Here is an 18,679-nt window from a genome sequence, read left to right as displayed (position 1 = left end):
AATCCCGTCGATGCGAGCCTACCGGGTCGCCTACGACGGCCGGCCGTTCCACGGGTTCCAGCGTCAGCCCGACGTCCGCACGGTCGAGGACGTGCTGCTGTCGGCGCTGTCTCGGCTGGGTGTCACCGACGACGAGCGAGTCCCCGAGGGATACGCCGCCGCTGGCCGCACCGACGCCGGCGTCTCGGCGCTGGCCCAGACCGTCGCCTTCGCGGCGCCCGACTGGCTCTCGCCGGCCGCGTTCAACAGCGAACTCCCGGCAAGCGTCCGCGCGTGGGCCAGCGCGACTGTGGCCGAGGAGTTTCACGCGCAGTACGACGCCAGCGAGCGAGCGTATCGCTACTATCTCCACGCGCCCGAGGCCGACGACGAACGAGCACGCGCTGCCGTCGACGCGCTGGCCGGCGAGCACGACTTTCACAACCTGACGCCCGACGACGACGGGACCGTTCGGGACCTCGGGATCGACCTCCGGCGGGAGGGCGAGTTCCTGGTCGTCGACCTGACCGCCAGCGGCTTCTGCCGACAACTCGTCCGTCGGGTGGTCGGACTCGCTGGGATGGTCGCCCGTGGGCAGCGAGACCTCGGGTTTGTCGAGCGTGTCCTGGCGCCGGAGCCGCTGGACGGTCCCGAAGGCGTCGCCCCGGCGCCACCGTACCCCCTGGTGTTGCTCGACGTGACGTATCCGGGTATCGAGTTCGAGGCGGACACGGATGCTGTTGCGAGTGCCCGCGACGTGTTCGCCGATCTCCGTTCCGAGCGGTTGGCCGGGGCGCGAGTCGCGGGGACGATCTTCGATGGGCTGGCGTAGCCTGGAAAGGCTTACTTCCGGGCCGGTCTAACGGCGGTCTATGAGTTCGGTACCCGCACGGAGCGACATCGACGAGGAGTACAAGTGGGAACTGGAGTCCCTCTACGCCGACGACGAGGGGTGGGAAGCCGCCTTCCAGACGGCCCAGCAGCTGGTCGAGGACCTGGCCGCCTACGAGGGCCGGGCCACCGACGACGCTGCGACGCTCCGGGCGACGCTGGAGACGTACGAGGAACTGATGCGGACCGTCTCGAACGTCGCCGCGTACGCCCGGATGCGCCGGGACGAGGATACGACCGACGACACCTACCAGGCGCTGACGGCCCGCTCGCAGTCGCTGTCCTCGGACGCCAGTTCGGCTGCCTCGTTCCTCGAACCCGAACTGCAGGCCCTGGAGTGGGCCGAGATCGAGGCGATGATCGACGAAGAGCCGGCGCTGGCGGCGTACGAACACTACTTCGACGACGTCCACCGGATGAAAGCACACACCCGCTCTGCCGAGGTCGAGAACCTGCTCGCCGAACTCGGCGAGGTGACCGGCGCGCCCGGCGAGGTGTACAACATGCTGGCCAACGCCGACATGGAGTTCCCGAGCGTCGAGGACCCCGACGGTGACCAGCAGCCGATCACGCTCAACAACTTCACGACGTTGCAGAAACATCCGGACCGGGAGTTCCGACAGCGGGTCTACGAGGCCTTCTACGACGAGTGGGAGACGGTGCGCAACGCCGTCGGGACCGCCTACAAGAACGCGGTCAAGACCGACGTGAAACTCGCCCAGGCGCGGGACTACGACACCGCTCGCGAGGTCGCACTCGACGGCCCGAACGTCCCCGTCGAGGTGTACGACACGCTCGTCGATACCGTTCACGACAACCTCGATACGCTGCACCACCACGCCGAGTTGAAACGCGAGGCCATCGGGGCCGACGACCTGCGGATGTGGGATCTGTACGTCCCGCTGGTCCAGGAGGAGTCCCCCGAGATCGAGTACGAGCAGGCCTGTGAGTACGTCACCGAGGCCGTCGCGCCACTGGGTGAGGACTACCAATCACGGCTCGCGGAGGGGCTGGAGTCGCGCTGGGTCGACGTCTACGAGACCAAGCACAAGCAGTCCGGCGCGTACTCGGGTGGCACCTACGACTCCCAGCCGTTCATCCTGATGAACTATCAGGACGACGTGGAGTCGATGTACACGCTGGCCCACGAACTGGGCCACTCGCTGCACTCCGAATACACCAGCGAGGAGCAACCGTACGTCTATTCCGGCTACGAGATCTTCGTGGCCGAGGTGGCCAGCACTGTCAACGAGACCCTCCTCACGCACCACCTCCTGGAGACCGTCGAGGACGAACGGCTGCGCCGGCACGTCCTCAACGAGTACCTCGAACGGTTCCGCTCGACGCTGTATCGCCAGACCATGTTCGCGGAGTTCGAACACCGGGCTCACGAGATGTCCGAGGCCGGCGAGCCGTTGACGCCGGACCGCCTGGACGACCTCTACGCCGACCTGAAAGGGGACTACTACGAGCCCGCGGTGCTGGACGACCGCATCGCCCGCGAGTGGATGCGCATCCCGCACTTCTACCGGGCGTTCTACGTCTACCAGTACGCGACCGGCATCTCCGCGGCAGTCGCGCTGGTCGACGGTATCCTCGCGGAGGGTGAACCAGCCGCCGAGCGCTATCTGGACTTCCTCCGCAGTGGCTCCCGGCAGTACCCGCTGGAACTGCTGCGTGACGCCGGCGTCGACATGGCCAGTCCCGACCCCGTCCAGTCGGCGCTCTCGACGTACGGCGACTACCTCGACGAGTTCGAGCAGTTGCTGTGAGCGGCCTGTAAGCCGACCTTTCGTCGTTCCGTCGCTCGGTCCGCGCGGCGAAACAGTTCGTGAGCGACCCAAAGGCACTTTGTATACCAGCGACGTAGTGTCTGATATCCAAATGTCGCGCAGTCCTTCGCTTCCGGAACGACCACGGCTGGACCTCGACCCCGATATGACGCCCGACGAGCGGTTGGCGGCGCTCAGGGACCACTTCGCCGAAATCGTTCGCGTCAACGAACAGCTTACCGAACAACTCGAGAGCGCCCGGGGTCGGCAACACGACCTCACCGCGCAGGTCGACCAGCTCGAACGGGAGAACGAGACGCTCAAGACTTCGTCGCTGTACATCGCCACGGCAGAGGAACTGCTCGACGACGGCGTCGTCGTCAAACAGCACGGCAACAACCAGGAGGTCCTCACCGAGGTCGCCCCGTCGATCCGCGAGGACATGGAAGCGGGTGACCGGGTCGCCATCAACGACTCGTTCTCGGTCAAGGAAGTGCTGGAGCCCGAGACCGACGCTCGCGCACAGGCGATGCAGGTCGACGGCTCGCCCGACGTCACCTACGACGACATCGGGGGCCTACACGAGCAGATCCGCGAGGTCCGCGAGGCCGTCGAGGAACCGCTGATCAACGCCGAACAGTTCCGCGAAGTGGGTATCGAACCGCCCAGCGGCGTCCTCCTGCACGGCCCGCCGGGCACCGGGAAGACGATGCTGGCCAAAGCGGTGGCCAACGAGACCGACGCCACCTTCATCAAGATGGCCGGCTCGGAACTCGTCCGGAAGTTCATCGGCGAGGGCGCGCGACTCGTCCGTGATCTGTTCGAACTCGCCAGCGAGCGCCAGCCGGCGATCATCTTCATCGACGAGATCGACGCCATCGCCGCCAAACGAACGGAGTCGAAGACCTCGGGCGACGCCGAGGTCCAGCGGACGATGATGCAACTGCTCTCGGAGATGGACGGCTTCGACGAGCGCGGCGAGATCCGCATCATCGCCGCCACCAACCGCTTCGACATGCTCGACCGCGCAATCTTGCGCCCGGGCCGGTTCGACCGCCTCATCGAAGTCCCCAACCCCGACCACGAGGGCCGCGAGCGGATCCTGGAGATCCACACCGACGAGATGAGCCTGGCCGATGGCGTCGACCTGGGCGCGTTCGCCCACGAGACCGACGGTCTCTCGGGGGCCGAACTGGCCTCGCTCGCGACGGAGGCCGGGATGTTCGCCATCCGCGACGGCCGCACGACCGTCGAGCAGTCCGACTTCCACGACGCGCTGGCGAAGATCTCCGAGGAGGAGGACACGGGGAGCGGGCCCGTCGCGTTCGCCTAACCACTTTTTACGTCGTCGGGTGCCCTCGCGAGCGGCGCAGCCGCTCGCTGTGGGCACCACTCCTCGCAAAAACGTGGGGAAAAACAGCCGGAATCTCGGCCTGCAGCCTCGATTCCGGTGTCCTGCGGGAGCACCGCGACCGCAGGGCTCGAAAGACGAGCGCAGCGAGTCTTTCGGTGAAACGGCTCACTTCGTTCGCCGTATGCTCCCAGCACAGCCCTGCCCTTCCCCGGGGAGTGGCACGGAGGCCACTCCCGGCCGACCGCACCGCGGATGCTTCGACTGGGCTTCGCTACAGCAGGCCCCTCGTAACATCCCCGCCACCCCGTCCCCGCGCGATTTAAGCCACGCCGTCCGGTAGCGGGCGGCATGGACGAGACGAGGCAGAGTCGCCGAGCGTTCCTCGCGGGGATCGGGACGGCGGTCGCGGGGTCGCTCGCGGGCTGTCAGTCGGAGTTCGACCCGCTGGCCTCGACCGGGCTAGACGAGCACGCGTCGACGCAGTTCCGGCAGGGGTTGCTGAACCAGGGGTATCGCGACGTCGACCTGCCGAGCAGCGTCGAGAAGACCTGGGAGGTGCCGACCAACCGGGGTGACCACACCGCCGCCAAGGGGAGTCCGGTGCTGGACCCGGCGGGGAACGTCGTCGTCGCGGACGATACCGGCCGCATCCGCTCGCTCACGCCCGCGGGCGAGGTGCGGTGGGCGACGACGTTCACGCAGGCGGGACGGGGGAGCCACGGGACGCCGGCCATCGCCAACGGCACCGCCTACATCGGGGCCTACGACGGCGCGGTGTCGGCCATCGACCTGGAGAGCGGCCGGCGGCGGTGGCGGACAGATCTGGGCGACGCCATCGGTGCGAGTCCGACCTACTACAACGGGACGCTCTACGTGGCCGTCGAGCACGCAGCACCGAGTGGCAGCGTCGCGGCGGTCGACGCGGCCACCGGCGACGTCCAGTGGCGTGACTCCCGGCCGACGAACCATCCTCACTCGACGGTGACCATCGATCGCGAGCGGGGCTATCTCTGTTTCGGGTCCAACGACGGCCACTGCTACGCCTGGACGTTCCCGGACCTCGAACGGGCCTGGACCTACGACACCGGCGCCGAGATCAAGGCGCCGGTGGCTGTCGCGGACGGACTGGCCATCGTCCCGTCGTGGTCGGAGACGGTGACCGCCGTCGACGTCACGGACGGCAGCGAAGCGTGGACGTTCGAGACATCCGGCGACGTGATGTGTGCGCCGGCGGTCCACGACGGCACGGTCTTCGTCGGGAGCCACGACGACCACCTCTACGCCATCGACCTCGACAGCGGCGAGGAGCAGTGGCGTCTCGACGCTGGCGGGTGGCTCATCGGGAGCGTCGTCGCCACGCGCGAACACGTCGTCGTCGGGTCCTACGATTCGAACGTCTACGCGGTCGAGCAGGCCACCGGCGACGTCGTCTGGACGGTCGCAAACCGGGGCCAGGTCACCAGCGCGCCACTGGTCACGCCCGAGTCGATCTACTACACCGAGCGCGCCGTCGACGGCGAGGCCGACCAGCCGGGGATGTGCTACAAACTGACAGCGACGGGCTGAAGCGAAACGCCTTACGGGCTTTGGCGTCCAGATAGCGATATGAGTACCATCCGGGTCGTGTGGGGGACCGCCACCGGCCCGACTGCGCTCTCGTCGTACGACGCGGCCCTCGCCGAGGCCGGCGTCCACAACTACAACCTCGTGACGCTCTCGTCTGTTATCCCCGCCGGCCCGGCAATCGAGGTCGTGGGGGAGGCCCCGAACTTGGGACCGCCGGGCGAGGCGCTGGAGGTCGTCCAGTCGTCGGTGACAGCGACGCCGGGCGAGCAGGCGGCCGCCGGCGTCGGCTGGGCACGCACCGCCGACGGCCCCGGTATCTTCTACGAGGTCGACGGCGAGGACCCCGACGCGGTGCGAGCGGAGATCCGAGAGGGACTGGCCGCGGGGCGCGAGCTCCGGGACTGGGAGTTCGTCGCGGAGGAGGTCGTCGTCCGCTCGGTCGAACCCACGGAGACCCACGCGAGTGCGGTCGTCCTGGCGACCTACGGCGAGAGCCGGCCAGTCGTGTGAGAGTCACCGGGTTTTTAGTACCCCGTCCCCTACCTGTGCAGGAACGTCCATGTATGGCAACACGCCGTTCGGTGGGGACACCGAACCGGTGACGCTGACGTCCGAACAGCGCCATCAGCTCCGCAGAGACCTCGCCAACGTCGCCGCCCGGACACGCGAACTGCTCCCCGGAGAGTTCGTGGTCGGCTCGGAGATCAGCGACGGCCAGGCCGGCCCACGCGCACGGATCGCCGTCCAGCCACCCGTCGGCTCCGTCGTCAGTGCCGACTACACGCCGGACAATCCCGAGGAGGTCGCGATCAGCGACGCCGAGCGCGACGAACTCGCCCAGGGGATCGCCGCGTCGGCCGCACTCCAGGTCAAGCAGGTGATGGGCGACGACGCCACCCCGACCGCACAGTAGCTCAACTGGGGTCGACCGGCGGGTTGTAGAACAGTGCGTAGCCGATCGAACCACTGGCCGGCAGGCTGCCTGCGCCCAGCGCGGCGACGACACTGAGCGACGACGCTGCCGCACCCAGGCCCGCCAGCACCATCGAGAGGGCGATGCTGGCCAGGACGAAGTCAGCAGTCGAGATGGTGAGGTTACCGACGGCCATCGTGAGTGGACTGTCGGACGCTCGCTAATTAAATATTATTACTCCGTCTCGGGAGTCGACCGACCGGTTTCTGCTGCCAGCCGTGTGGCCAGTTGCTGGGCGTCACCGAGCAGTCGCTCGTCGCCGCTCGTCTCGTACTCCGCGAGCAAGCGACGCAGACGGTCGAGCGACGTGGACTGGTCGGGGTCGAGTTCGTCGTCGAGCCGACGGACGATGCCCGCCGTCCCACGGAACTCGCCGTCGTCGGTCGGCAGGAGTGCCATGTGGTCCGCACAGCGGACGACGGCCCCGTCTGCGGTCTCCAGGGTCCGTTCGAAGGTCGCGGCGGTCCGGTCGGGGTCGTCGAGCAATCGGTCGATCTGGTCGCGCGCTTTCTGTCTGCTCTGTTCGCCCATCACGAGCGAGATATGCTCCCCGACCAGTGTTCCGGGGTCGTAGCCGGTCAACGCACAGGTGTTGGTGGCGAAGACGACCGTCCCCGCCGGGTCGACTGCGTACACGAAGTCGTCGACGGCGTCGACGACCGTCCGGTACCACTCCAGTTCGCGGTTCGTCCGGTACTGCTCGACCGCGCGGTCGATGCGGTTGGCCAGCAGCGTGTACTGGTCGCCGTGGACCTGCTTCTGGACGTAGTCGGTGACACCCGCGGAGATGGCGGCGCTCGCGATCTCTTCCGAGCCCTTCGCGGTGAAGAGGACGAACGGGAGGTCGGGATGCGCCTCGCGGACGCTACCCAGCAGATCGAGGCCCGTCCGATCGGGCATATCGTAGTCGCTGACGATACAGTCGACGGGCTCGGACGCGAGGTGTCGCTCGGCGGCGTCGGCGCTCGTCACGGCGACGGTACTGTAGCGGTCCGCGACGGCTTCGAGACGCTGGGCGGTCATCTCGACGAACGCCTCCTCGTCGTCGACACAGAGCAGGTGGACCGACCCGCCGACCGCGGCGCTCATGGGGTTACTATCCGCGTCCCAACACAAAGAGCCACCGGCGGGGTCGTCACTTCCCCCAGAAGGGTTCCTGCTCGCGGCGCTTCTCTAAGTACATCGACAGCGCTTCGCGTTCGTCGACCGAGATATCCTCCCGCAGTTCCTGTTCGAGGATCTTCGCGTGTTTCTCGGGGAGTTCGACCCAGAGGTCGTCCCCCTCCTCTACCTGGCGGCCGACCGTCGGCCCGTCGATGGAGACGGCCATCCGCTCGCCGGTGCGAGCCTCGTCGACGTCCTCGCCCTCGTCCTGGATGGTCTTGAGCCGGCCGACGCGTTTGGGTTCGCCGCCCTCCCAGCGGACGACGTTGACGTTGCGCCGCAGCAGGCCCGAGAGCACCTCGACGCCGACCACGGCCGGGTCGGACTGGCGGAAGGTGTGGTCTTTGAGGATGCGGAACTTCGCCGGGCGGGTGATGTTCTCCAAGATCTGCTCCTGCTGGGCCTCCTCGATGGCGGTGACGTGGTCGTCGTACTCCTCGATGAGCTGGTAGATGACTTCGTTCTCGAACAGTTCGACGTCCTCCTGCTCGGCCAGGTCGCGGGCGTCGTCGAGCACGTCGACGGAGAACGCGAGGATGGCCCGGTGGGTCGGCTCGTTGGCGGTCTCGGCGACGCGGATGTCACGCGGGGCGACGGCGCCGACCTCCGCGCGCATGATCGGAATCTCCTCCTCTTCGAGCGTGCTGGAGATGGCCTCTAGCGACCCCAGTGTGTCGGCCTTGACGACGATCCCTTCTTCCTGGGTGGTCACCTCGATGCCGGCCAGTTCTGCTTCGACCTCGGCGATGACCTCGCTCCGGTCCCGGTCCCGGATGACCCGGATCGGCGCTCCGGCCATCGCGCCGTCGAGGTCCGGTGCGGCGATCTTCACGCCGTCGGCGGCCGCGACCTCGTCGACCTGTTCGAACTTCTGTTCGGTGCGGATCTCCTCCAGCGGACGGGGGCGCAAGAGCGCTCGGACGTCCGTGACGATGGGGCCCTGGAGCCCCCCGACGACGATGGTGTCGTCGGCGCGGATGGTCCCGTCGTAGATGATCGCGTCCAGCGTGGTCCCGAAGCCCTGGGTGTCTTTCACTTCGAGGACAGTCCCGACGCCGGGGCCGGTCGCGTCGATAGCCATCTCCTCTTTCATGTACCGCTGGGAGAGGCCCATCATCACCGTCAGCAGGTCCGGGACGCCCTCGCCGGTCTCGGCGGAGACGGGGACGACGCCGATGTTGGCCTGGAAGTTCTGGACGCGCCAGTACATGTCCGCCGAGAAGTCGTTGTCGGAGAGCTCGCCGATGATCTCGTAGAGTTTCTCGTTGAGATCAGACTGAACGCGGTCGGACTGGGCCTCCATCGCTGCCTGGACGGGCCGTCCTTCCTCGGCGCGCCACCCGGGGACGGTGTCGATCTTGTTCGCGGCGACGATGAAGGGTGTCTGGGTCCGCTTGAGGATGTCGATGGCCTCCAGCGTCTGGGGCTGGAACCCGTCGTTGACGTCGACGACGAGGATGGCGATGTCGGCCAGCGCGCCGCCACGGGAGCGCAGCGTCGAGAACGAGTGGTGGCCCGGCGTGTCGATGAACAGCAGGCCGGGCAGGTCGAAGTCGGTCGGGTCGACCAGTTCGCCGGCGATCTCCGAGATGACGGAAAGCGGGACCGCCGTCGCACCGATGTGCTGAGTGATGGCGCCGGACTCGCCGGCGGCCACGGCCGAGCCGCGGACCCGGTCGAGCAGGCTCGTCTTACCGTGGTCGACGTGCCCGAGGACCGCGACGATGGGTGTTCTGAGGGTGTCGGCGTCCGTCTCTGGGGGGGCGTCCGTGTCAGACATAGATGGCTCCAGAAGTTGGGCGAACCCAGTCGGCCACAGCAGTTAAGTTCGTCGTCATCCGCTCGCCGCCTCGGCGGCTGTTCGGGACGGTTTGCTCGCTCTATTCTGTGACGGTGAACGACCCGGTCATCCCCAGGCTCCGGTGGGGCGAACAGTAGTAGCTGTACTCGCCTGGGACCTCGAAGGTGTAGTCGTAGACGTAGCCCGAGCTGTAGACCGTCCCGTCGCCGCCCGGCGTCCCGGTCCAGTCACTCGCGTCCGGAATCCCTCCGTCCTCTGGTCGGACGTTGTGGCCGCCGCCTTCCCACTGCCACTGGACGGTGCCACCGACCGACACCTCGAAGGTTTCCGGGTCGAAGACGAAATCACCGGGTGCGACGGCGACGACCTGGTCGGGGTCGGCCGCCGGCGTCGCGGTCGGGGTGGCTGTCGGCGTCTGTGGCTCTGTGGCCGTCTCGGTCGGTGTCGGAGTCGCCGTAGCCGTGGGTGTCGGCGTCGCCGTGGCCGTCTCGGTCGGTGTCGGAGTCGCCGTATCCGTCGGCGTGTCCGTCCCACTCCCGTCGCCGCCACATCCGGCCAGACTACCGGTGACTCCGGCCGCGACCGCCGCCAGGAACCGCCGTCGGGTCCGTTCCATAGGCCGACTGCGGGCCGAGCGGGGATAATTGTGGTGTGCCAGCCGTCAGACGCCCCCGTGGCGTTTATGTAACCCCACTCGGAACATGGGGGTATGGCAGAGATACTCGCAGAGAACCTCTCCGGGAAAGACGTGATGGGTACGGACGGCGCCGAACTCGGCAGCCTCTACAACATCACGATGGACCTCGCCTCGGGATCGCTCGAACACCTGATCATCGACCCCGCCGAGACCGTGCGGGACAGCGAGTTCGAGTACAGCGACCAGGGCCGTCTGCTCGTTCCCGTCGAGCGCGTGAAGGCGGTCAAAGACCACATGATCGTCCAACGCTAGATGTACGTTCTCGATTCGTCTGCTTTCATCAACGAGTACCACACCGACGAACGGATAGCGGCCGTGCCGGAGGTCCGCGAGGAACTCGAAGACGAGGCGGCCTACCGCTTCGACGCGCTCGAGGGCTCGGGCATGTACCTCCACATCCCCGAGGAGAACACCGTCGAGCGCATCGAGCGGGCCGCTCGCGAGACTGGCGATCTGGAAGAACTCTCCGCGACTGACATCCAGCTCGTGGCCGCGGCCTTCGAACTCGACGGGACGCTGGTGACCGACGACTACGCGATGCAGAACGTCGCCGAGAAACTGGATGTCTCGGTCGAGGTGATCGCCCGCGAGGGGATCACCGAGCGCCGCGACTGGCTGTTCCAGTGTGCCGGCTGCGGGCGGGAGTTCGAGGAGAACCACGACCGCTGTCCGGTGTGTGGCAGTTCGCTGTCCAGAAAGAACCCCGCCTGAGTGTCGACTGGCTCAGATCGGCTGATTCTCGACGTCGTCGAGTCCGGACTCGATCAGTTGCTGGATGACCTCCTCGGTGGTCAGTCCGTAGCGACGTGCCAGTGTCTCGATCGCCCGGGACTGGTCGTCGTCACACACGACCGTATACCGGGTTGGCATGACACATCGTTCACAGGCCGTCCGGATAAACACCCGTCAGACAGCCGTCATGCGGGGAGCTGTGCGCCCGTCGTGGCGAGGTAGTACTGGAGTGCGAACAGGCCGGCGTTCCACAGCCCGTGGGTGACTGCGGGGACCACGATGTTCTCGGTGTACTCGTAGATGGCCCCGAGTACGAGCCCCAGTGCACCAGCGACGAGGATGTAGGTCCAGGCGTTGCCGCTGCTGATAGCGAAGTAGTGGCCCAGGCCGAACAGCCCGCTGGCGAGGACGAGTCCGGGAACGACGCCGAACGAGCGACGGAACAGCCCCTGGACGACGCCGCGGAAGACCAGCTCTTCGCCGGGACCTACGAGGAAGAGCGCGACTGGAATCATGTAGAGGAAGAGCTGCGGATTCTGACGCCCCTGGGTGATGATGCTGTTCTGGCCGGTGGTGATCTCCGTGCCAAAGAGGCTCTCTGCGAGCGCCGAGAGGAACTCGACGACGACGCCCATCACCAGTGCGGCGACGAGGATACCGACCACGCCGACGAGCGCCCAGCCCGCGTCCGAGAGCGTCGGGCGACGGAGATGGAGGATCTCGGACTCCTGTCGAAGCCACAGGTAGCCGACGGAAGCGGCGAGAAAGCCCACGAACGAGAGGGCCTGGACGGTGGCATTCAACAGCGGATCGGCCTGGAGGGCTTCGAGCGACTGGACGCCGACGGCGCTCATCCCCAGTTGGCCCAGCAGCGACGCGAGGATGAACGCGGCTGCGACGACCGCGAGCGCACGGATGGAACTCACGAGGATGGTGTCGTTGTCTGCGAGGTCGACGTACGGGCGGGTCAGAGCCATTGCCTGTTGCCCGGGCGTACGCGATGGACGTTCAAGACCCCACCGGTTGTTCAGCTCGGCCGTCCAGGCGTTCGCGTGACCGCTCTTCCCTACTCGATCACGTGGCTGGTCCGCTCGTCGACGACCGCCGTCTCCTCGGTGGACTCGCCCTGGATCAGTGCTCTGGTCGCGCGTTTCCCCCACTCGACGGCCGGCTGGGTGAACGTCTCGACGTCGGCCAGTTCGCCCATCAGGACACAGGCCGCCTCCATCGCGTACAGCAGTTCGCCCACGCCCTGCGGGTCCAGCCGGTCGATCTCCAGTTCGATCGCCGGCCGGTCGGCCGCCGGGAGGCTCGCGACCGTCGCCGCGTACTCGGCGTCGATGAGTTCGCCCAGGTCGACGCCGTCCAGATACGACAGCGCCTCGTGGTCGGCCGACGGGATCGGTAGGTCGGGCCGCTCGCCGGGCCGGACGAACGTGACGACCTTGTCCTTGGGGCCGGCACGATACAGTTGGATCTGGGAATGCTGATCGGTCGCACCCAGTGCTCGCACCGGCGTCTGGCCCTGTCCCTCCTTCCCGAGGCTCTCGGCGAACAGCTGTGCGATCCACTCGGCGAACGATTCCAGGCGCTCGGCGTAGGGCATCACGGCGTTGACCGCGGCCCCCTCCTGTTCGAGTCCGTGGAGGACGGCACCGTAGGCGTAGGCCGGCGTGTCGTGCAGCGACGGGCCCAGGTCGTCAGCGACCGCGGCAGCGCCGTCGACGACGCCCTCGATGTCGACGCCGAGGATGGCCGGCGGCACCAGGCCGACCGCCGACAGTGCCGAGAACCGGCCGGGGACACCTTCAGGAACCGCCAGTGTCGGCAGGTCCTCGGCGTCGGCCAGTTCGCGCAGCGGCCCCTCGTCGCCGGTCGTCACGACGGTCAGCTCAGTCCAGTCGACACCGGCGTCCTCGTAGGCGTCCCGGACCACCAGGAAGTTCGCCAGCGTCTCGGCGGTGGTCCCCGACCGCGAGACGACGTTGATCGCGGTGTCGGAAAGCGGCAGGTCCGCGAGCGTCCGCTCGACGTGCTCGGGGTCGACGTTGTCCAGCACCACGTGGCGTTCGGGTTCGTCGGCCAGCGCCGACGTGACGGTCCGCGCGCCCAGCGCGGAGCCACCGATACCGACGGTGAGGACGTACTCGACGTCCGCGACCGGCTCGACCGCGTCCCGGATCGCAGCCGGGTCGGTCCGCTCGGGGAGGTTCAGCGAGGCGTAGCCGAACTCGTCGTCGGCCCGTCCCGCGGCGATGCGTTCGTGTGCGTCCCGGACGCGCTCGTCGAGGTCGTCCAGTCTGTCCTCGTCGACCCCTGGGTCGGCGGCCGACGCCAGCGCTGCACCGATATCTACGTGCATACGCCAGCCTGGAGCGGCACCCACATCACTTCGGGGGTCGAGTGCCGCTGACTGCTCCATCAGTGAGACAGGACGCTCGTCTCCACCCGTTCATCTCCGCCGATATCGTCGGCCATGGGGCCGAACGACTTATGAATATGAATTTGAAATGAATATGTATGGGTGAAAGCGAACGCCGGAAAGTCGGAGAGAGAGGACAGGTGACGATTCCAAAGGACCTCCGAGAGCGGTTCGGCATTACAGGGGGAGACGAGGTCGTCATCCACGAGGAAGACGGGAAACTCGTCATCGAACGGCCGACCACACGAGAAGAGCTAGCCGAGGGATACCGGCAGCATGCCCGCCGATCCCGTGCACTCACTGACGAACTGGCGAGTGTTTCGAGCGAGGCCGACGAACACCTCGGCGACACTCCGGAGTGGTAGCGACGATGCGGGTTCGTCGAGGCGATATCGTCGTTGTCGAACTCGATCCGACACAGGGCTCCGAACAACGAGAGACACGCCCGTGTCTCGTCGTCCAGAACGACGTGGGGAATGCGAACGCTCCGACGACGATTGTCGTTCCCTTTACGACCTCCTTCGGGGACCAGCTCTATCCCTTCGAAGTACTCGTCCCGGCTGCGGAATGCGCACTCCGGGAAGATTCTGTCGCACTCTGTAGCCAGATTCGAACTGTCTCTATCGAACAGCGGATCACCGACAATCTCGGTTCGATTCCTGCAGCACGGATGGACGAGGTGAACACTGCGCTCGAATACAGTCTCGGCCTTACCGAGATATGACGACCGCTATGTCCGGCCCGCCGAAACACGGCGCTTAACCGCGTGTTGTCCCTACGAGGGGTAATGACAGCCGCCGCCGACGAACCGGAGTCGTACAACGGCCTCCCGGGCGCGTTCCCCTACGCGTTCCGGGCCAGCGACTCGCTGCTGTTCAAACTCTACGTCGGCATCGCACTCCTGCTGTCGGTGGGCATCGCGCTCATGTTCGTGTTCGGCATCGTCGTCCTGCTGGGAGCGTCCGCGTCGGTCCGGGGTGGGACGTTCACCTTCTCGCGAGCGTTCTTCCTGTTCGTCGGCCTGCTCGTGGTCGCGCCCCTGCTCGCACCGGTGTTGCTCGTCGCCCGCCGCCACCGCCGGCAGGGCTCGTCGACCCAGTACGACCGCGCGATGGGCCTGTCGGCGCTGGTCTTCGTGGCGTCGCTGTACGTCGGGCTAATCATCTCGGTGCCGCCCGCGCTCCAGGAACCCACCCAGAGCGCCGTCGTCGCGGCGCTGTACGGCCTCCCACAACTGGCCGGGCTGGCGCCGCCGCTGCTCGCGGTCGGCCTGTTGTATCTCGTCCATCGGCTGTTGCGATGAGTGGGTAGAACGCGACCCTCTCGATTCAGCCAGTCTGCAGATACGTGTCCAGTTGCTGCCGCACCGCATCGACCGTGTCGGCAGTCGCTTCTGCGGGTTGCTTCGTGATCATCCAGTCTTTGAGCGTGAGGACAGATCACGGCGACACGTACGAGGTTCGAGGGAGCCGCCCCCGTTCGAATCTGTCGTCGGTCAGTTCGACGGCCTCCGTTCGAGCCGTCGTCGTGACCACCGCTGCGACGTACTCCTGCCCGTGGAAGGGAACGGTATCGTTCGAGAGAACCAGGTACGGACGCTTCGGGTTGTTACCGAACGGGTCCTCGGCGACGACGATAGCGCCTTGCGAATAGACCATTGGCTACGACTCCTCGTCGCTCAGGTCGGGCAACTCCTCGTCCCACCCGTCGTTCTGTGCGTACCAGTCGTCGCTGTACGCCGACCCAGCCGTCTCGATCCCGAGGAACGCGGCTGTCGCCGATGCGATCCGGTCGTCTTCCGCGGCCGCCCAGTACGGTTCCTTGTGGCGAACGAGGCCCGCGGCTTCGAGTCGGTTCAGTGTCGGGCCGACGCTTCCACGCGGTATGTCGGTTGCTTCTGCCAGTTCAGCTGGCGTGTAGCCGACGGTCGGTGTCTGCAGCAGGAACTCCAGCAACCGCCTCGCGTTGGTGCCCTCAGAGAGGTCGATGCGCGGGTTTCCGGGTTCGTGTGTCTCGAAATCGACCGGCACATACGAGAATTGTACTACGATCGTATTAGGAGTTTGGGGGCAGGTCGGTCAGACCACGCGACGGACTGTTGAGGACGCGCCACCGCAGTTCGCGGTCGAAACCCGAAAGAGCCCTGGACGGCTACGCGGGTGTAATGACTGCCACCGACGGGACGTTCCTGGTGACACACGCCGACGACTCCTCGGCCACGCTCCGGGACGTCACGAACGCACAGGTGTTCACGCTCTCGGAGAACCCCGGTCTGGAAGCCGGCGAGGTCGTCGAAGGGGTGCTGGAGGCCGAACCGCCGATGGAGGTGACCTACGAGGTCGCCTCGCTGCGCGAGCAACGCACCATCCCGGTCGAGCGGGTCGACCTCGAACCGACCGCACAGACGAAGGACCTCGCCGACGACCAGCCCGTCGGCGAGTTGACGACGCGTGAGCGGGCCGGCGAGGGCGAGTTGCACGTCCTGACCGTCGAGGAGGGACAGGCCGAGACGGCCGCAGACGAGGTCGTCGCGGACGAAGCGACCGTCTCGCGGGCCGCGCGGCTCGGCGTCGACCGCGTCGAGATCCGGACCGCGAGCGGGGTCGTAAGCGTCCGTTACCTGCCCGATTGAGGGGGCGAACACCAACACCGATAAAGGAAGGCTTATTCGGGCAGGTCTCACACCGTCGCCCATGGTCGCGTTCGAGGTCCCTGAAGTCGACTACACCCAGTATTCGAACCGCCAGTTGGTGGCGGTTCCGCTGGTCGTACTGGGACTGGCCCTGCTGGTCATCGCCGGCTGGTGGGCCATGACCGGTGCGCCAGTGACACCTGGCGTCGACTTCACGGGCGGGTCGGAACTGACTGTCGAGTCGTCATCGTCATTCTCACAGCAGCAAGCAGCACAGATCTTCGACGAACCGGTGGTCTCGGTCCAGGCCATCCAGGGCGGTGACAACCGCTACGTCGTCACGTTCGACTCGTCGAACATCGACGATATCCGCGCGACGGCGGAGGCAAACGGGCAGCTGACGATCCTCCGGAGCGGCTCTACCTCGCCGATCTTCGGGTCGGAGAACCAGCGGCTGGCCGTCATCGGCGTCGGCGTCGCTTTCGTCGGGATGAGCCTGCTCGCGTTCGCGTTCTTCCGGACGTTCGTGCCGAGTATCGCAATCGTCATCTCGGCGTTCTCGGACATCATGATCCCGATCGCTATCATGAACCTGGTCGGGATCAAGCTCTCGCTGGGGACCGTCGCCGCACTCTTGATGCTGATCGGGTATAGCGTCGACTCCGATATCCTGTTGAACAATCACGTCCTCCGCCGATCGGGCGGGTTCTACGAGTCGACCTACCGGGCGATGCAGACCGGTGTGTCCATGACGGTCACCTCTATCGCCGCGATGGCGGTCATGGCCGTCACCGCCACCATCTTCGGCATCGACCTGATGGCCTCTATCGGGATCGTTCTGGTGCTGGGGCTGACGGCTGACCTGATGAACACCTACATGCTCAACGTCACGCTGCTTCGCTGGTACAAGTACGAGGGGGTGAACCGATGAGTTCCATCAAGGAGAACTGGCGGATCGGCCTGCTGGTCGTCCTGCTCGTGGCATCGTCGGCGGCGCTGTTCGTCCCCGGCGTCCCTGCCGGTGACACGGGGGGCAACGCCACCAGTGACGCACCGACGAACCTCCAGTACGGGATCCAGCTCAGCGGTGGGACGCGCATCCGAGCACCCATCGTCGGCCAGACCGCAGAGGGTGTCGACGTCGATCCGAACGAGACGACACAGCTCGCAGCGAACCTCGCGAGCCGACTCGACGTAGACCCCATCGACATCGAGGTCCGTGCTGGCGCTCGCCCCGACGAGAGCGGCACCGTCGAGCTGTTCACCGACGACGTCGAACGGTCGGCGTTCCGCTCGGCACTGGAAGCCGAGGGGTACGAGCCCGACCAGATCCGCGGCGGGGTCACCGACGAGACCCGCTCGCAGATGGTGACGAGCGTCCAGGACAAGATCCGTACCTCCGCGCTCTCGGGCGGGTCGGTCCAGGAGGTCAGCGCGCCGGGTGGCGAGCAGTTCATCAGTATCACGGCACCTGGCCGTGACCGCGAGGACCTCGTCCGGATCCTCGAAGAACGGGGTGTCGTCCGGATGTACGCCGTCTACCCGAACGACAACGGCACCTACGTCCGCGAGCAGGTGCTCGCACAGGACGAGTTCGCTGGCGTTGCGTCGGAGAACTCACAGACCGAGGGCCCCATCGCTCGGGTCACCGTCGAGGAGGCAGCAGCCGAACGGTTCAGCCAGCAGATGGTCGATGCCGGCTTCGGCCAGCGGCGGTCCTGTACCAACTACAATCACAGCGATATCCAGCAGACCCAGGGAAGCTGTCTGGTCGCGACGCTGAACGGTGAGCCGTTCTACGCCCGCGGGGTCGCTCCCGGGCTGGCACAGGCGTTCCGCGAGAACACGTTCAAGAACGATCCCGTCTTCGTCCTGCCGGCCGAGAACATGGAGATGGCCCGCGAGATCGAACTGAACCTGGAAGCGGGTCGACTGCCAGCGCCGCTTGACTTCGAGAACTCCCAGAGTATCTCGCTGTCGCCGGCCCTGGCAGAGCAGTTCAAGCAGAACTCGCTGATCACCGGCCTGCTGGCCGTGCTCGCGGTGAGTCTGGTGGTCTACGGCCGCTACGGCCGGGCCGAGGTGGCAGCGCCGATGGTCGTGACGGCTCTCTCGGAGGTGTTCCTCCTGCTCGGGTTCGTCTCGTTCGTCCAGTATCCCCTGAACCTCTCGCACCTGGCCGGGTTCATCGCGGTCATCGGGACGGGGGTGGACGACCTGATCATCATCGCCGACGAGATCCTCCAGCAGGGCAACGTCGAGACGGGCCGGGTCTTCCAGAGCCGTTTCCGGAAGGCGTTCTGGGTCATCGGTGCCGCCGCGGCGACGACCATCGTCGCGATGAGTCCGCTGATGGTGCTCTCGCTGGGTGATCTCTCCGGGTTCGCCATCATCACCATCGTGGGTGTCCTGCTGGGTGTGCTCGTCACCCGGCCGGCCTACGGTGACATCCTCCGGACGTTCGTCCTCGACGAGGACTGACGCCCGGTTTCCACTCCGGTTTTTGTTCACACTCGACCGTCGATACGTGATTCTCAGACAACAGATATGTCGTGTGTGGGGTAGTACCAAATTCCATCAGAATGATTTATTATCCCTCCCGTCGTATCTTCAGTTCCCCACGAACGCGGGGACACACTGGACGACGCGTCTCAGACCATCCGATCAGGATGGAACGGGATGCGTTGGGGGCAACA

The 18,679-nt window shown here is 66.4% G+C and carries 23 protein-coding genes; 14 read left to right on the top strand and 9 right to left on the bottom strand.

Annotated elements, in window-relative coordinates; translation table 11 throughout:
- The first annotated feature begins 10 nt into the window (after positions 1-10).
- The 6 genes from truA to Hhyl2_RS09970 all read left to right on the top strand — a co-directional run bounded on the left by truA (position 11) and on the right by Hhyl2_RS09970 (position 6,475).
- Complete coding sequence (gene truA / locus Hhyl2_RS09995; RefSeq protein ID WP_483550630.1) at positions 11-811, top strand: tRNA pseudouridine(38-40) synthase TruA; 801 nt, start codon at positions 11-13, stop codon at positions 809-811.
- 40 nt (positions 812-851) lie between these two features.
- On the top strand, positions 852-2,642 hold the full coding sequence (gene pepF, locus Hhyl2_RS09990) for an oligoendopeptidase F (protein ID WP_483550629.1): 1,791 nt from the start codon (positions 852-854) through the stop codon (positions 2,640-2,642).
- Positions 2,643-2,754: 112 nt separating this feature from the next.
- Positions 2,755-3,975, top strand: coding sequence for a proteasome-activating nucleotidase Pan2 (gene pan2, locus Hhyl2_RS09985; RefSeq protein ID WP_483550628.1), 1,221 nt, complete (start codon positions 2,755-2,757; stop codon positions 3,973-3,975).
- A gap of 369 nt (positions 3,976-4,344) precedes the next feature.
- Positions 4,345-5,562 carry an outer membrane protein assembly factor BamB family protein gene (locus Hhyl2_RS09980; protein WP_483550627.1) on the top strand — a complete coding sequence of 406 codons (1,218 nt, stop codon included), beginning with the start codon at positions 4,345-4,347 and terminating at the stop codon, positions 5,560-5,562.
- A 39-nt stretch (positions 5,563-5,601) separates the two neighbouring features.
- A complete protein-coding gene (locus Hhyl2_RS09975) occupies positions 5,602-6,072 on the top strand; it encodes a pyruvoyl-dependent arginine decarboxylase (protein WP_483550626.1) in 471 nt (156 codons plus the stop codon).
- 49 nt (positions 6,073-6,121) lie between these two features.
- On the top strand, positions 6,122-6,475 hold the full coding sequence (locus Hhyl2_RS09970; protein ID WP_483550625.1) for a DUF5811 family protein: 354 nt from the start codon (positions 6,122-6,124) through the stop codon (positions 6,473-6,475).
- Between the two features lies 1 nt (position 6,476).
- Here the strand turns inward: Hhyl2_RS09970 and Hhyl2_RS09965 are convergent, their stop codons facing one another.
- From Hhyl2_RS09965 to Hhyl2_RS09950, 4 genes are all read right to left on the bottom strand, one after another.
- Positions 6,477-6,671 (bottom strand): DUF8015 family protein, encoded by a 195-nt coding sequence (locus Hhyl2_RS09965; protein ID WP_483550624.1) that lies wholly within the window; start codon positions 6,669-6,671, stop codon positions 6,477-6,479.
- Between the two features lie 38 nt (positions 6,672-6,709).
- On the bottom strand, positions 6,710-7,624 hold the full coding sequence (locus tag Hhyl2_RS09960; RefSeq protein ID WP_483550623.1) for a response regulator: 915 nt from the start codon (positions 7,622-7,624) through the stop codon (positions 6,710-6,712).
- Positions 7,625-7,670: 46 nt separating this feature from the next.
- On the bottom strand, positions 7,671-9,479 hold the full coding sequence (gene infB / locus Hhyl2_RS09955; RefSeq protein WP_483550621.1) for a translation initiation factor IF-2: 1,809 nt from the start codon (positions 9,477-9,479) through the stop codon (positions 7,671-7,673).
- 100 nt (positions 9,480-9,579) lie between these two features.
- Entirely contained in the window at positions 9,580-10,116 is a 537-nt protein-coding gene (locus tag Hhyl2_RS09950; protein ID WP_483550620.1) for a plastocyanin/azurin family copper-binding protein, read from the bottom strand.
- Positions 10,117-10,209: 93 nt separating this feature from the next.
- On the opposite strand from Hhyl2_RS09950, the gene Hhyl2_RS09945 reads away from it, so the two are divergent.
- Positions 10,210-10,449, top strand: a complete 240-nt coding sequence (locus Hhyl2_RS09945) for a PRC-barrel domain-containing protein (protein ID WP_483550619.1) — start codon at positions 10,210-10,212, stop codon at positions 10,447-10,449.
- Positions 10,450-10,908 (top strand): NOB1 family endonuclease, encoded by a 459-nt coding sequence (locus Hhyl2_RS09940; protein ID WP_483550618.1) that lies wholly within the window; start codon positions 10,450-10,452, stop codon positions 10,906-10,908.
- Between the two features lie 12 nt (positions 10,909-10,920).
- On the opposite strand, the gene Hhyl2_RS09935 is transcribed toward Hhyl2_RS09940, so the two are convergent.
- The 3 genes from Hhyl2_RS09935 to Hhyl2_RS09925 all read right to left on the bottom strand — a co-directional run bounded on the left by Hhyl2_RS09935 (position 10,921) and on the right by Hhyl2_RS09925 (position 13,291).
- Entirely contained in the window at positions 10,921-11,067 is a 147-nt protein-coding gene (locus Hhyl2_RS09935) for a CopG family transcriptional regulator (protein WP_483550617.1), read from the bottom strand.
- Positions 11,068-11,114: 47 nt separating this feature from the next.
- Positions 11,115-11,906, bottom strand: coding sequence for a lysostaphin resistance A-like protein (locus tag Hhyl2_RS09930; protein ID WP_483550616.1), 792 nt, complete (start codon positions 11,904-11,906; stop codon positions 11,115-11,117).
- Positions 11,907-11,995: 89 nt separating this feature from the next.
- Positions 11,996-13,291, bottom strand: coding sequence for a glucose-6-phosphate isomerase (locus Hhyl2_RS09925; RefSeq protein WP_483550615.1), 1,296 nt, complete (start codon positions 13,289-13,291; stop codon positions 11,996-11,998).
- A 158-nt stretch (positions 13,292-13,449) separates the two neighbouring features.
- Here Hhyl2_RS09925 and Hhyl2_RS09920 point away from each other — a divergent pair, with 158 nt between their 5' ends.
- From Hhyl2_RS09920 to Hhyl2_RS09910, 3 genes are all read left to right on the top strand, one after another.
- Positions 13,450-13,716 carry an AbrB/MazE/SpoVT family DNA-binding domain-containing protein gene (locus Hhyl2_RS09920; RefSeq protein ID WP_483550614.1) on the top strand — a complete coding sequence of 89 codons (267 nt, stop codon included), beginning with the start codon at positions 13,450-13,452 and terminating at the stop codon, positions 13,714-13,716.
- Positions 13,717-13,721: 5 nt separating this feature from the next.
- Positions 13,722-14,075: a type II toxin-antitoxin system PemK/MazF family toxin gene (locus Hhyl2_RS09915; RefSeq protein ID WP_483550613.1), complete on the top strand. Its 354-nt coding sequence runs from the start codon at positions 13,722-13,724 to the stop codon at positions 14,073-14,075.
- Between the two features lie 63 nt (positions 14,076-14,138).
- A complete protein-coding gene (locus tag Hhyl2_RS09910; RefSeq protein ID WP_483550612.1) occupies positions 14,139-14,654 on the top strand; it encodes a DUF8056 family protein in 516 nt (171 codons plus the stop codon).
- Positions 14,655-14,790: 136 nt separating this feature from the next.
- Here Hhyl2_RS09910 and Hhyl2_RS09905 read toward each other — a convergent pair whose 3' ends face one another.
- Both Hhyl2_RS09905 and Hhyl2_RS09900 read right to left on the bottom strand, forming a co-directional pair.
- Positions 14,791-15,009, bottom strand: coding sequence for a hypothetical protein (locus tag Hhyl2_RS09905; RefSeq protein ID WP_483550611.1), 219 nt, complete (start codon positions 15,007-15,009; stop codon positions 14,791-14,793).
- 3 nt (positions 15,010-15,012) lie between these two features.
- Complete coding sequence (locus tag Hhyl2_RS09900) at positions 15,013-15,381, bottom strand: MarR family transcriptional regulator (RefSeq protein WP_483550610.1); 369 nt, start codon at positions 15,379-15,381, stop codon at positions 15,013-15,015.
- 134 nt (positions 15,382-15,515) lie between these two features.
- Here Hhyl2_RS09900 and Hhyl2_RS09895 point away from each other — a divergent pair, with 134 nt between their 5' ends.
- From Hhyl2_RS09895 to Hhyl2_RS09885, 3 genes are all read left to right on the top strand, one after another.
- Positions 15,516-15,983: a DUF5812 family protein gene (locus tag Hhyl2_RS09895; protein ID WP_483550609.1), complete on the top strand. Its 468-nt coding sequence runs from the start codon at positions 15,516-15,518 to the stop codon at positions 15,981-15,983.
- Between the two features lie 61 nt (positions 15,984-16,044).
- Positions 16,045-16,914 carry a protein translocase subunit SecF gene (gene secF, locus Hhyl2_RS09890; protein ID WP_483550608.1) on the top strand — a complete coding sequence of 290 codons (870 nt, stop codon included), beginning with the start codon at positions 16,045-16,047 and terminating at the stop codon, positions 16,912-16,914.
- Entirely contained in the window at positions 16,911-18,464 is a 1,554-nt protein-coding gene (locus Hhyl2_RS09885; protein WP_483550607.1) for a preprotein translocase subunit SecD, read from the top strand. Before secF ends, Hhyl2_RS09885 begins: the two co-directional genes overlap by 4 nt.
- Positions 18,465-18,679 lie beyond the last annotated feature (215 nt).

It is taken from the genome of Haloarcula sp. H-hyl2 (assembly GCF_056934385.1).
Note: the sequence above shows the minus strand (reverse complement) of the source record. Positions and strands in the feature narration are given on the sequence as shown.